The organism is Jiella pacifica (genome assembly GCF_010500815.1).
Taxonomy (GTDB): Bacteria; Pseudomonadota; Alphaproteobacteria; order Rhizobiales; family Rhizobiaceae; genus Jiella; species Jiella pacifica.
The window spans coordinates 395,733-409,664 of record NZ_JAAAMG010000002.1; the positions used below are offsets into that span (position 1 = coordinate 395,733).

Genomic DNA, 13,932 nt, shown 5'->3' on the forward strand with positions numbered 1-13,932 from the left:
TCAGGAGGTCCTGCGTTCACGAAGGGCGATGACCGCGGCAAGAACGACGCAGCCGAAGAGAATGGCCCTGAAGGCGTAGGGCAAGGTGGTGCCGGCGAGAAGCGTCTGCAGCGCCGTCAAGAGCAGCGCCCCGCCGAACATGCCGAGATAGTGCCCGCGGCCGCCGGTGATCAGCGCACCGCCGACCACCACGACGGCGATCGAGGGAAGCAGATAGTCGTCGCCCATGCCGAGGCTCGCCTGGCCGGAAAAGCCAGTCAGGAGAATGCCGACGAGGGCCGCGCAGAGCGCCGACAGGACGTAGACCGCGATCACCACCCTGCCCGTGCGCACGCCCGAAAGACGCGCCGCTTCCAGACTGTTGCCGATGGCGTAGACGCGGCGGCCGAAACTGGTGCGTCCGAGCAGCACCGTCGCGCCGATTACGAAGGCGGCCAGAAAGACGACCACGGGCGTCACGCCGCCGAGATACCCGGTCATGAACCATCTGAGAGCGGGCGAGGCGAAGCCGGAGGGCGTACCGTTCGAATAGAGCAGCGCGGCACCCTGGAGGATGCCGTTCATGGCGAGCGTCACGACGATGGGCGACAGGCCGAGCATGACGACGCCGATCCCGTTCATCAGGCCGATTCCCGCCGCGACGGCGAAGACGAGCGGCAGGGCATAGACGAGCGCCGGGTCGGAGCCCCGCACCATGCCGGCGAGGAGGATGCCCGACAAGGCGATCGTCCAGGGCAGCGACAAATCGAGCCCGCCGGTGAGGATGACCGCCCCCTGCCCGAGCGCCAGGATCGCCAGGAAGGTCGAGAGTACGAGGAGCGCGTTCCAGTAGCTGAAGTTGGTGAGGACGTTGCCGAGGACGAACTGCGTCGCGATCAGCACCAGAACGAGCGCGACATAGGCGGGCGCGGCATAGCGAATCGTTTCGACGTTGCGCTTGAGAAAGCTCGGGACGGGCGTCGCCGTGCCGGTTTCGACGCCGCGCCGCGCGGCGAAGGCGAGCCGGCGGTCGACCTTCGGGCGCTGCGTCACCAGGAGGCCGACGCTGCGCGCCCTGAGGGCGGCGAGACCCTGGCGGATCTGCTCGGCGAGGACGGAGTCCCGTGACAGCGAGGCGAACAGCACGGCGAGAAGCAACACCCCGCCTTCGGCCACCGTGGAGAAATAGGCCGAGACGTTGAGCGCGAGGAGGATGTTGACGACGATCATCAGCGTGAAGGCACCGAACACGCTGCCGACCGGACCGCCCTTGCCGCCGCCGAGCCGCGTGCCGCCGATGACCACCGCAGCGAAGATCGACAAAAGCAGCGAATTGCCGACCAGCGGGTCGCCCGAGCCGGTCTGGGCGCTGATGAAGACCCCGGCCAGTCCGTAGAGACCGCCGGCGATGACATAGGTGGCGAAGCGCACCCACGGCACCGAGATGCCGATCGCCGCCGCTGAGGCCGGATCGCTACCCGACGCGTAGAGCGCGAGGCCGTAGCGCGTGCGCTTGAGCCAGGCCCAGAGCAGGAGGACGATGCCGAGGAGCAGGATCGGCGCCGGCAGGAGGTTCGGCACGGCATCGCCCATGTAGACGGCGCCGAGGGTCGGTGCGACGAAACCGCCCGGCTGCTCCAGGATCAGCAGCGTGCCGCCCTGGACGATGAACATCGTCGACAGCGTCACGACGATCGGCTGCAACCGCAGGAAGGCGATGAAGATGCCGTTGAAGGCGCCGACGAGCATGCCGACGGCGATGCCGATGGCGGTCCATTCGACGACCGAGGCATCCATGTCGGTCATGCTCATATTCGCGGCGAGAACCGCGTTGACGAGCGAGATCACCGCGCCGGCGGACAGGTCGAAGCCGCCGGAGAGGATGACCAGCGTCTGACCGATCGCCGCGAGCGCCAGCGTCGTGCCGCCGCTGGCGAGGAACGAGACGTCGAAATAGGTGATCGGACCGGGGCTGATCCAGTCGGTGACGAGGAAGAGGAAGGCGAAGACCACGATCGCGACCAGCGTCGCGCGGCTGCGGGCGGCGCTGCGGCCGATCCCGCCGAGCCAGTTGGAAGCCCCGATCGGTGCGCGCGTATGCGGGCTTTTGTCGATGACGACGGCCTGGTTCAATGGATCATCTCCAGCCTTGGCACGGCCACGGGATCGGCGCCGCCGAGCGCCGCTGCCATCACCGAGATTTCGCTGATCGCGTCCCCTTCGAGCCGGGCGACGATCTCGCCTTCATAGAGCACCGAGACGCGGTCGGAGAGATGGACCAGCTCCGGCACTTCGGTGGAGTGGAACAGCACCGCCCCGCCGGCATCGGCGAAGTCGCGCATCAGCTGGTAGAGCTGGTGCTTGGTGCCGACGTCGATGCCGCGCGTCGGGTCGAAGAGGAGAAGGATCCGGCTCTCGGCCAGGATCCACTTGGCGATCGCGATCTTCTGCTGGTTGCCGCCGGAGAACGACCCCGCCGGCATGTAGATCGCCCGATCGTCCACCTCGACGGCACGGAACGCGGCGAGCGTCGCCTCGCGCTCGGCGGCGCGGTCGATCAGTCCGTGCCGCGAAAATCGGGCGATGGTCGGCAGCGTCGCGTTCTTGCTGCCGTCGAGCTTGAGGAAGAGCCCCTCACTCTTGCGGTCCTCCGGCAGAAGCCCGATGCGCAGCGAGGGATGCAGGGCGTCGGCCGGCGAGGACAGGCGGACCGGGCGCCCGTCGACCCGCAATTCGCCGGCCAGGATCGGCGTCGCGCCGAAGCAGGCGCGGAACAGCGCGACCTGCCCCATCCCCTGGAGCCCGGCGACGCCGTGGATCTCGCCCGGCCTGAGGTCGAGGTCGATGTCGCGGAGCTTGGTGCCGGCCGATACGCCGCGCAGTTCGAGCACGGGCTCGGCTGCCGGCGCGTCGGACTGCGCGGGCTTGGGGGGAAAGGTCTTCGAGATCGAGCGGCCGATGATCTTTTCCACCACCGCCGCATCGGTGATGTCGTCGACGTCGCAGGTGACGATGTGGCGACCGTTGCGCAGGATCGTCAGCCGGTCGCAGAACTCGCGCACCTCCGGCATCCGGTGCGAGATGAACAGGATGGTGACGCCCCGTCGCTTGGCGTCGGCGACGATCCGTCCGAGCCACGCCACGTCGCCGCCGGCGAGCGCCGAGGTCGGCTCGTCGAGGAGGAGGATCTGCGGCTGGCGGAACAGCGCCCTGGCGATCTCGATCTTCTGGCGTTCGGCGAGATCGAGCGAGGCGGCAAGCGCGTTCGGATCGATCGAAACGTCGAGCCGGTCGAAATGCTCGGCGACCGCCCTTCCCGCCGCCCGCTTGCGCATCGTCCCGGCGAGCCCGACCGGCGCATAGGGCATGATCATGTTTTCCAGCACCGTCAGGTCCGGCACCAGGGTCAGTTCCTGGAAGGCGGTCTGGATGCCGGCCCGGTGGGCGTCGCGCGGCTTGCGCAGACGCATCGCGCGGCCGTCGACTTGGATCGTCCCGGCATCGGGCTCGATCAGTCCCGACAACAGCTTCATCGTCGTCGACTTGCCCGCGCCGTTCTCGCCGAGCAGCGCGTGAACGGTGCCCGGAGCGACCGTGAAGGAGACGTCGTCGAGCGCCCGGGTGGCGCCGAACGCCTTCGACAGACCCTCGATCGCGATCGCCGGTGGCCGATCGTTGGACATCCTCAACCCTCGTCGTCTGGATGAAATGCGCGCAGGTGGCGCCGCCGGCGGCTCGATCGCCCCGGCGGCGACGGCCCGCTCAGGTCTCGGGCTGGCCGACCAGCGCCGCGTTCAGGCCGAGCTGGGGCAGCTGGTCGGAGAAGATCGATCCGAACCAGCCGGGATTGGCGACGATCGACGGCTTGAAGGTGTTGCAGCCGCTCTTCATTTCCTCCCAGCTGCCGGTCTCGCAGAGCTGGACCGTCTCGTTGGTGACGAGCGGCAGCGGCAGCGTCGTGTGATGCGGCACGTCCTTGCCTTCGATCATGTCGACCGCGAGCTTCAGCGCCAGCGCCCCCGAATAAGGCGGCGAGGCGTAGGAGATGCGCGGCGCGCCGAGCGGCGCATAGGGGCTGTTGGCACCCTCGACCTCGGTCCCTTTCGGCAGCGCCTGGATGCGGCCGCCATTGGAGCCCTCGCCGGCGCAGGGAAGCAGCTGGTCGTCGGTCTTGCCCGCTTCCAGCTGCATGGCGTTGGCGGTGTAGCAGCCGACCTGCATCCACAGGCCGTCGATGTCGTCCCACTTGCGCGTCGCCAGAAGCTTCGACAATTCGGTGCGCGCCACCGCCTGGCTCCACATGCCGACCGCCTCGCCGACGATGCGGATGTCGGGATGCTTGGCGAAGACCTCCTTGGCCGCCTTGGTCCGGGCGATGTCGACCGAGGTTCCCGGAACGCCCGTCACCAGGACGACGTCGCCCTTGCCGCCGAGCTTGTCGGCCAGCCATTCGGCCGTCTTGCGGCCCGCCTCCTCCTGATCGATGGTGACGTTGTAGGCGCAGGGCTCGGTGATCTCGGCGTCGTAGGCGACGACCTTCACCCCCTTCGAACAGGCGTTCTTGACGACCTGGTTCAGGGCGGTCGGCGAAATCGGGTAGACCACGATAGCGTCCGCCCCGGCCTGCACCATGGCGTTGATCTGCTGGATCTGGCGCTGCGCGTTGGGGCCGGCGACCTGCACCTGCAAATCGATCTTGTCCGCATAGTCCTTCGAGGCGGCGAGCGCCTTGACCATGTTGGCGGCCTCGGCCTGCCAGTCATTGCCGATGTAGCTCATCGACAGAAACACCTTGTGCTTCTCCGCGGCCTGAACATTGGCCGCAAAAGCACATGTCAGCCCGGCGGCAAGCGCCAGCGACTTCACGATCGTCGTCATGTGGATCCTCCCGAAACCATCCTTCGCCGTGCGGCCCTCCAGCCATGTGCCGACGAATGCGAAACACTGTCTTTGATTTTTGATCAAAAATCAAGATGTGTTCACCTCATCCCCGAATCCCGCTATGACAGGTGGAAATGCGGAGTTCGGAGCGTGAAAAGCGGATGTCGAAAATCGAGGACCAGGTCGTGCCATTGCGCCGGGAAACGCTGCAAACCGGCGTCTACGCCCGATTGTGCGACCTCATCCTTCAGGGCGGCATCGCCCCCGGCGAATCGATCACCGTCGCCACGCTCGCCAAGGCTTTCGGGGTCAGCCCCATGCCGGTCCGCGAGGCGCTGACGCGGCTGACGGCCGCCGGCGCCCTCACCGTCGTCTCCGGCCGGACGATCGGCGTGCCGAAGCTGACGCGCGAGCGGCTGGACGACCTGCGCCGGGTGCGGCTGGAGATCGAGACGATCGCCGCGGAATGGGCGGCCGGTAACGCCACCGCCGACTTCACCGCCGAACTGGAGCGGCTCTACGGCCGGCTCGTCGAGAGCGAGGCCGCCGAGGACGCCAAGATGTATGTCGAGGCGAACTACGAGTTCCACTTCGCCGTCTACCGGCAGTCCGGCTCGCCGACGCTGTTCTCGATCATCGAGAGCCTGTGGCTGCAGGTGAGCCCGTTCTTTCACCTCCTGCGCGAATCCGGGAACTTCAGGATCTCAAACGACCACCACGCCAAGCTCTTCCGGGCGATGGTCGATGGGGACGGCGCATCGGCCCGGGCCGCCATAGCGAGCGACATCGACGACGCCTACGAGATCCTCGCAAAGCTGGTTTAGGCTCTGAACGGGCATCACCGCGTCGGCGGCGTCGAGGCTGAGGGCGACGGTTGGATGATGGTCCGGGAATTGCATTCACGACCGGGTATCGACAGGATCGACGAACGTGAAAACCGAGGAGCCCGCGATGCCCCACTCCCGAGCCGCCGTAGAGCCGCTGTTGACGGTCGACGCGCTGACCGTCTCGCTGCCCGGCGGGATGGATCGCGATTTTGCCGTCGAGGCGATCTCCTTCAAACTCGCCGCCGGTGAAACCTTGTGCATCGTCGGCGAATCCGGCTCGGGCAAATCGGTCACCGCCAATGCCATCATGGGCCTCCTGCCCGACGCCCTCGAGATCAAGGCCGGCCGGATCGTCCTCCGCGGCGAGGATCTTCTCGGCGCCACACCTGCCGAACTGCGGGACATGCGCGGGCGGATCGTCTCGATCGTCTTTCAGGACCCGCTGTCTGCCCTCAATCCGCTGATGACCATCGGCGATCAGATCGCCGAGGTGATCGACGCGCATCGCGGCCACGAGACGATCGACAAGAAGGCGCGCGTCGTCGAATTGCTCGACGAGGTCGGACTGCCCCATCCCGAGATCATCAAGACGCAATATCCGTTTCGGCTGTCGGGCGGCCAGCGCCAGCGGGTGATGATCGCCATGGCGCTGGCGCTGGAGCCCGCCGTTTTGATCGCCGACGAGCCGACGACCGCCCTCGACGTGACCACCCAGGCGCAGATCCTCGATCTGATCCGGACGATCCAGACGAAAAAGGCCATGGGCGTCATGTTCATCACCCATGATTTCGGCGTCGTCGCCGAGATCGCCGACAGGGTGATCGTCATGGAACGCGGCCGGATCGTCGAGGAAGGCAGGGCGACCGACGTCCTCGGCGCGCCGAGCCATCCCTATACGCAACGCCTCGTCGCGGCGGTCCCGCGGATGAGCGAAGCCCACGCAGCTGCGGCGAGCGAGGCGCCGATCGTGCTGGCGGCGAGCGGTCTGAAGAAGACCTTCCGCCTCCCAGGCGCCTTCTTCAAGCCGCCGCGCATCGTCAACGCCGTCGACGACGTCAGCCTCACGGTGCGCAAGGGTCAGACCGTCGGCATCGTCGGCGAATCCGGCTCGGGCAAATCGACGCTCGGCCGCATCCTGATGAAGATCCTCGATGCGGATGAAGGCTCGATCATCTTCGACGGCCAGGAGGTCGCCCGCATGCCGGAGGCGGAGTTCCGCCGCCACCGGCCGCTGATCCAGATGATCTTCCAGGATCCGTTCGCATCGCTCAATCCGCGCCAGACCGTCGGGCGCATCCTGACCGCCGGGCCGATGGCCCATGGCATCTCCTCGGCCGAGGCGAAGACCAAGGCGCACCGGCTCTTGTCGCGAGTCGGACTCGATCCGTCGGCCTTCGAGCGCTACCCGCACGAATTCTCCGGCGGGCAGCGCCAGCGCGTCGGCATTGCCCGGGCGCTGATGTTCGATCCGCAGTTGATCATCGCCGACGAGGCCGTCTCGGCTCTCGACGTCTCGGTGCAGGCGCAGATCCTCGACCTTCTGGCGGAAATTCAGGACGAGATGAAGCTCGCGATGATCTTCATCACCCACGACCTGCGCATCGCCAGCCGCATCTGCGACGAGGTCGTCGTCATGCAGCACGGCCGCATGGTCGAGGCCGGGCCGCCCGCGCAGGTCTTCAGGGCGCCACGCGAGGACTACACGCGCACGCTCGTCGCGGCCATTCCGGGCGGGCGCTGGGAAAACGCCGCCTGACAGGCATCCGATGATGCGAAAGCTCGGCCGAGTTCCTGACGAGGGCTCCACCGCAGGCATTCCGTGCGTGGTGAATGCACTGCGCCACTTCGCAGTGCACAATGGATAGGCAATTCTTTCACCGCCAAAAATCCCGGCAGAAATGATTGACACTATCCACCATATTTTCGATAGTCAGTCCGGTGAGCAATCGACGGCGGGCTGAGCGGCGAAGTGCCGGAACCCGTCCACGATCTTCCGGAGCCGGACATGACGGCCGACGACAAACGCAGTTCGACACCTCCGATAACGCGTGTCGAGGACGTCGATCTCGGCGTTCTCGACGGCACTCTCAGCTTCTTCATCCGCTCGCTCAATCTCGCCGTGACCCGCGACCTCGACGCCAGGCTGGACGGGATGGAGGTCGCTCGCGGGACCGGAAAGATCACGGCCCTCTTCCTGATCGACCGCCACCCCGGCATTCGCCCATCCGTGATCGCCGCCGCTTCGATGAAGGATCGTTCGGCCATGGCACGGATCCTCGACGACATGGAAAAGAACGGCTTGATCCGGCGGGAGCCCGATCCGGAGGACGGCCGCGTCCAGGCCCTTCACCTGACGGAGAAGGGCGAGAAGGTGTCGCGGGAGGTCCAGGCGATCGTCCGCCAGTCCCGGGACTTCTTCCACGACATTTCCGAAGAGGAATATGCCCAGGTGATCGACCTCCTGCGGGGGCTGTACTGGCGCATCGTCAAGAGCCATCAGGCAAAGGGGACACGGTTATGACGAGGCCCGCCGCGATGATTTCCGGTGCCAGCCGCGGCATCGGACTGGCCGTCGCCCGGCGCCTCTCGCGGGACGGATGGGCGCTGTCGCTCGGCATGCGCAGTCCGGTCATGCCGGAGGGTGTCGACCCGGCCCACACGCATCTCTCCGCCTATGACGCGGCCACCGGTGGCGAAGACGCGTGGACGGCAGCGGCCCTGGAGCGCTTCGGCCGGATCGACGCAGTCGTCGCCAATGCCGGCTTGATGATCCCGAAATCGGTGATCGAGGCGGAGGACGACGATCTCGACGCCATGCTGGCCGTGAACGTCAAGGCGCCGCGCCGTCTGGTGAAAGCGGCCTTCGAGCCACTCTCCGCCTGTGGCCGCGGCCGGGTGATCATCCTCGCCTCGCTCTCCGGCAAGCGGGTCAAGTCGGAAAAGTCCGGGCTCTATTCCATGACCAAGTTCGCCGCCGTGGCTCTGTCCCACGGCATCCGCCAGGCCGGTTTTGCCCGCGGCATCCGGGCAACGGCCGTCTGCCCGGGCTTCGTCGCCACCGACATGGCGCGCGCGATCACCGATCGCGACGCCGCGCTGATGACCGACCCGGACGAACTCGCCGAGGTCGTCGCCATGCTGATCGGCCTGTCCAATACGGCGAGCGTCGCCGAGTTTGCCGTGAACTGTCAGCTCGAGGAGCAATACTGATCATGCCCGGCCCATTCGTCACCCCCGTCCACGGCGATCTCGATCTGCCCGAGAAGGTCGACGTCGTCGTCATCGGCGGCGGGATCGTCGGCGTCTCGACGGCGCTCGAACTCGCCGAGCGCGGGGTCCGCGTCGCCCTGTGCGAAAAGGGTGGTATCGGCCAGGAACAGTCTAGCCGAAACTGGGGCTGGGTGCGGATCTCGCGCCGCGATCCGCGCGAAGTGCCGCTGATGGCAGAGGCGCTGCGCCTGTGGAAGGACATCGACCGGCGCACAGGCCGAGCCACCGGCTATACGCGGTCGGGCATCGTCTTCACCTGCGAGAGTGACAAGGACGTCGAGAACTACACAAGCTGGATCCGCCACCTGGAACCCTGGCAGATCGAGTCGCGGATGCTGAGCCCCGACGAGTTCAAGGCGATGTATCCGGAGGCGCGCTTCGACGTGAAGGGCGCGCTCTACACCCCCGCCGACGGGCGCGCCGAGCCGCAGATCGCCGCGCCGGCCATCGCCGAGGCGGCGCGCGACAAGGGCGCCTTCATCTTCACCGAATGCGCCGTCCGCGGCATCGAGACCAGCGGCGGCAAGGTCTCCGGTGTCGTCACCGAGCGCGGACCGATCGCCTGCTCCTCGGTGGTGCTCGCCGGCGGTGCCTGGTCGAACCTCTTCTGCGGACTCTACGGCCTCGATCTGCCGCAGTTGACCGTCCTCGCATCGGTGTTGCGGACGAAGCCGCTCGAAGGCGGTCCGGATCAGGCGATCTGGGCGAAGGACTTCGCCTGCCGCAAGCGCAAGGACGGCGGCTACACCATCGCCTGCGGCCACGAGAACGTCGTCGACATCGTGCCGAATTCCTTCCGCTATGCCCGGCGCTTCCTGCCGGCGCTGCGCGAGGATTGGAATTCACTCAACTTCCGCCTCTCGTCGCGTTTCTTCGAGGAGGCGCGGACGCCGAAAAAGTGGTCGCTCGACGAGGCGAGCCCCTTCGAATATTGCCGCGTGCTCGATCCCAGGCCCGAAAAGCGCATGACGGAGAAGGCGCTCACCGAGCTCACCCGCGCCTTCCCGGCCTTTGCCAAGGCCGAGGTCGACCAGCACTGGGGCGGCCGCATCGACGTGACGCCGGATGCCATTCCGGTCATCTCCGCCATCGACGAAATCCCCGGCTTCCACGTCGCCACTGGCTTTTCCGGCCACGGTTTCGGCATCGGGCCGGGCGCCGGGCGGCTGATGGCGGACATCGTGACGAACCGAACGCCGGTCGTCGACCCGACCGAATTCCGCTTCTCCCGCTTCACCGACGGTTCGACGGTGCGACCCGACAGCGGCTTTTGACCATCCTGACTTCCACTCGGCAAACCAGAAGGATCATGGACATGGCAGACCAGCATTTCCCGTCGTGGAGCCGCCCGTCGCGGCGCCGGGTTCTTTCGCTCATGGGAGCCTCGGCTGCGGGCCTCGCCGTACCGGGGCTGTTCGGCAAGGGCTCGGCCATGGCCGCGCCGCCGGCCGAACCGACAGGTCAGGTGATCGTCGGCTTCTCCCAGGAGCCGACCGTCTTCAACCCGCACATGCCGCATATCGAGGTGGACGAGGGCATCCACTTCTCGGTCTTCGATCCCCTCTTCATCGTCGACGACAAGGGCGAGTTCCAGCCGTCTCTCGCGACGGAGGTACCGACCGTCGAAAACGGCGGCATTTCCAAGGACGGGCTGCACTGGAAGATCAAGCTGCGCGACGACGTCAAATGGCACGACGGCGAACCGTTCACCGCCGAGGACGTCAAGTTCACCATCGAGCTGCTGGTCGACCCGGATTTCCGCTCCTGGCGGCGCGACGGCCACGAACTGGTCGAGAACCTGACGGTCGTCTCGCCGACCGAGCTGACCTTCGACCTGAAGAGCCCTTACGCGCCCTATCCCTCGATCCTCGCCGCGACATTCATCGTGCCCAAGCACATTCTCGGCGCAGCGGAAGACAAGAACAACGCGCCCTACAACAACGCGCCCGTCGGTACCGGGCCGTTCAAGTGGGTCGAGCGGATGGCCGGCGACCACATCACGCTCGAGGCCAACAAGGACTATTTCGGCGAGGGGCCCTATCTCGAGCGGCTGATCTACAAGTACATTCCAGACCTCACCGTCCTCTACACCCAGTTCAAGACCGGCGACATCGACGTGGTCGGGCTGCAGTGGATCACGCCGGACAAATACCAGGAGGCCAAGGATCTCGACGGCAAGTCGGTCGCCGTCGTCCCCGCCGCCACGGTCGAATCCCTGTCCTTCAACATGGAGCGCCCGCAGTTCAAGGATCCGAAGGTCCGTCAGGCGCTCTATCACGCGCTCGACAAGCAGACGATCATCGACGCGCTCTATTACGGACTGCCTTCGCCCACCGAGACCTTCATGCCGCAGCAGTCGGCCTACTACAATGCCGACCTGCCGAAGCACGAATACGACCCGGAAAAGGCCAAGAGCATGCTCGACGAAGCCGGCTGGAAACCGGGCAGCGACGGCATCCGCGAGAAGGATGGGGTGAAGCTCGCCTTCACCAACTCGACCACCGCCGGCAACCACATCCGTGAGCAGGCCCAGCAGTTCATTCAGCAGTCGTTCAAGGAGATCGGCGTCGACATGACGATCTCCAACCTGCCGCCAGCGGTCATGTGGGGCGACTACTGGATGATGTCGAAATTCGATTCCGTCGTCGTCGGCATCAACTTCCTCACCGGTTCGGATCCGGACGTGTCGAACTACCTCGCCCCGAGTTCGATCCCCGCCAAGGGCGGCGCCGGCCAGAATACCTGGCAGTATGACAGCGAGGAGGTCGGCAAGCTCCTGAAGGCGGGCGGATCGACCTTCGTGACGGAAGAACGCAAGGCGGCCTACCTCAAGCTGCAGGAAGTCATCCGCAACGACCTGCCGTTCCTGCCGATGTTCCAGTACGCGACTGTTCGCGGCCACAAGAGCGACGTCGAGGGCGTGGTGCCGAACATCAACGTGCGCATCGACAGCTGGGACGTCGCCACCTGGTACTGGAACAAGTAGGCCCTTCTTGTCACGGCCGGCGCATCTGCCGGCCGTGACACCCTCGTTCCACGTCTCAAACCCGTCGCCTGGCCTTTGCGGGCCGGGGCGGATCTAGCGGAAGCGACCTTGCCGATGCTGCGCTTTCTCTTCGGACGGCTCTGGCAGAGCCTCGTTCTCCTCGTCATCGTCTCGATGATCGGGTTCGCCGTGCTGACGCTGGCGCCCGGCGGCCCGCTGTCGCAATTCGCGCTGACGCCAGGCATGACCCAGGCACAGCTCGCCCGCATCGCGCACCAGATGGGCCTCGATCGACCGCTGCCGGTTCAGTACTGGGAGTGGTTCACCCGGCTCCTGCAGGGCGACTGGGGCCGCTCCTACCGCGACAACCAGCCGGTGCTCTCGGTCATCTACGACCATCTCCTGGCGACGCTGCTCTTGATGGGCACCTCGACGGTCATCTCGGTGCTGATCGGCACATGGGTCGGCGTTCTGGGAGCCTTGAAGCGCTACTCGATCTTCGACTATGCCGCGACCGTCGGCGCCATGGTGGCGCTGTCGATCCCGACCTTCTGGTTCGGCCTGATCGCCATCTATCTCTTCGCGCTGCGCCTCGGCTGGCTGCCGGCCGGCAACATGTACACGATCGGCGATGGCTCGGTGCTCGACTATGCCGTCCATCTGATCATGCCGAGCCTCGTTCTCGCGCTGGTCAACGTCGCCGTCTGGAGCCGCTACATGCGCACCGCGGTGCTCGACGTGATGAACCAGGATTTCGTCCGCACGGCACGGGCCAAGGGGCTCACCCGCTGGGCCGTCCTGACGCGTCACATCCTGCGCAACGCGCTGGTGCCGATGATCACGCTGCTCGGCCTGCAGTTGCCGACGATCCTCGGCGGCGCGCTGGTCACGGAAACCGTCTTCACCTGGCCTGGCATGGGCCGGCTGTTCCTCGATAGCCTCGGCTACAGCGACTACCCCGTGGTCATGGGCCTCCTGATGCTGTCGGCGATCCTTGTCCTGATCGGCAATCTCATGGCGGATGTGACGGTCGCCATCATCGATCCGCGCATCCGGCTCGGCTGAGGGGGCGAAGCACATGACCGACATGGCATTCAAGGCCGATCCCGCCCCGACGCAGCGCTGGTGGCAGCGGCGCGCGGTCAGGCGGTTCCTGCGTCATCGCCTGGCCTTGTTCGGCCTTGCGATCATAGTCCTCCTGGTCCTTGCCTGCGTCATCGGGCCATATCTCCTGCCCTTCGACGACCTCTACATCGACCTGCGCGCGCGCTTCGCGCCCCCCATGACCGGATCGCACATCTTCGGCACCGACCCGCTCGGCCGGGACCTTGCCGCCCGTCTGTTCATGGCGGGCCGGATATCGCTGCTCGTCGGCTTCGCCGCGATGCTGATCTCCACCGTCTTCGGCAGCCTGGTCGGCATCGTCGCGGGCTATTACGGCGGCAAGATCGGCGCGGTGCTGATGCGCTTCGTCGACGCGATGCTGTCCTTTCCGAGCATATTTCTGCTGCTCGCGCTGGCCGCCTTCATCAAGCCAAGCCCGATCATGATCACGCTGATCATCGCCGCGACGAGCTGGATGGAAATCACCCGCATCGTCGAGGCCGAGATCAAGTCCCTTCGCGAACGCGACTTCATCATGGCGGCGCGGACGCTGGGCCTCTCCAACAGCCAGATCATGTTCCGCGAACTACTGCCGAACGCCATGGGGCCGATCATCGTTGCGGCGACGCTCACCGTCGCCCGGGCGATCCTGCTCGAAGCCTATGTCAGCTTCCTCGGCTACGGCATCCAGCCGCCGCTGCCGAGCTGGGGCAACATGTTGAACGGCGCCCAGCAATATCTCGATTCGGCCCCTTGGCTGGCGATCGTGCCGGGCGTCGCGATCACGCTCGCCGTCACCGGCTTCAACTTCGTCGGCGACGGCCTGCGCGACGCGCTGGACGCCCGCAGCGACATTGCGTGACCTGAGACAGCGAGAACGACGGG

General features: G+C 66.3%; 11 protein-coding genes. 8 read left to right on the top strand and 3 right to left on the bottom strand.

The window, feature by feature from the left end; all coding sequences use genetic code 11:
• The 3 genes from GTK09_RS04535 to GTK09_RS04545 all read right to left on the bottom strand — a co-directional run bounded on the left by GTK09_RS04535 (position 1) and on the right by GTK09_RS04545 (position 4,857).
• Positions 1–2,064 carry an ABC transporter permease gene (locus GTK09_RS04535; RefSeq protein WP_376767946.1) on the bottom strand — a complete coding sequence of 688 codons (2,064 nt, stop codon included), beginning with the start codon at positions 2,062–2,064 and terminating at the stop codon, positions 1–3.
• A 44-nt stretch (positions 2,065–2,108) separates the two neighbouring features.
• Positions 2,109–3,662, bottom strand: coding sequence for a sugar ABC transporter ATP-binding protein (locus GTK09_RS04540; RefSeq protein WP_163461293.1), 1,554 nt, complete (start codon positions 3,660–3,662; stop codon positions 2,109–2,111).
• A gap of 79 nt (positions 3,663–3,741) precedes the next feature.
• Positions 3,742–4,857 carry a sugar ABC transporter substrate-binding protein gene (locus GTK09_RS04545; protein WP_163461294.1) on the bottom strand — a complete coding sequence of 372 codons (1,116 nt, stop codon included), beginning with the start codon at positions 4,855–4,857 and terminating at the stop codon, positions 3,742–3,744.
• Between the two features lie 164 nt (positions 4,858–5,021).
• Between GTK09_RS04545 and GTK09_RS04550 the strand changes: the two genes are divergently transcribed.
• From GTK09_RS04550 to GTK09_RS04585, 8 genes are all read left to right on the top strand, one after another.
• The gene (locus GTK09_RS04550) at positions 5,022–5,684 is read left to right on the top strand and encodes a GntR family transcriptional regulator (protein ID WP_163461295.1); all 663 of its coding nucleotides are present in this window, start codon (positions 5,022–5,024) and stop codon (positions 5,682–5,684) included.
• 127 nt (positions 5,685–5,811) lie between these two features.
• A complete protein-coding gene (locus tag GTK09_RS04555; protein WP_163461296.1) occupies positions 5,812–7,443 on the top strand; it encodes an ABC transporter ATP-binding protein in 1,632 nt (543 codons plus the stop codon).
• 249 nt (positions 7,444–7,692) lie between these two features.
• Positions 7,693–8,208: a MarR family winged helix-turn-helix transcriptional regulator gene (locus GTK09_RS04560; RefSeq protein WP_163461297.1), complete on the top strand. Its 516-nt coding sequence runs from the start codon at positions 7,693–7,695 to the stop codon at positions 8,206–8,208.
• A complete protein-coding gene (locus tag GTK09_RS04565) occupies positions 8,205–8,897 on the top strand; it encodes an SDR family NAD(P)-dependent oxidoreductase (RefSeq protein ID WP_163461298.1) in 693 nt (230 codons plus the stop codon). The genes GTK09_RS04560 and GTK09_RS04565 overlap by 4 nt, the downstream gene beginning before the upstream one ends.
• Positions 8,898–8,899: 2 nt before the next feature.
• Entirely contained in the window at positions 8,900–10,231 is a 1,332-nt protein-coding gene (locus GTK09_RS04570) for an NAD(P)/FAD-dependent oxidoreductase (RefSeq protein ID WP_163461299.1), read from the top strand.
• 41 nt (positions 10,232–10,272) lie between these two features.
• Positions 10,273–11,943, top strand: a complete 1,671-nt coding sequence (locus tag GTK09_RS04575; protein ID WP_163461300.1) for a peptide ABC transporter substrate-binding protein — start codon at positions 10,273–10,275, stop codon at positions 11,941–11,943.
• A gap of 114 nt (positions 11,944–12,057) precedes the next feature.
• Positions 12,058–13,008 carry an ABC transporter permease gene (locus GTK09_RS04580; protein WP_163461301.1) on the top strand — a complete coding sequence of 317 codons (951 nt, stop codon included), beginning with the start codon at positions 12,058–12,060 and terminating at the stop codon, positions 13,006–13,008.
• A 13-nt stretch (positions 13,009–13,021) separates the two neighbouring features.
• On the top strand, positions 13,022–13,909 hold the full coding sequence (locus GTK09_RS04585) for an ABC transporter permease (protein WP_163461302.1): 888 nt from the start codon (positions 13,022–13,024) through the stop codon (positions 13,907–13,909).
• Positions 13,910–13,932 lie beyond the last annotated feature (23 nt).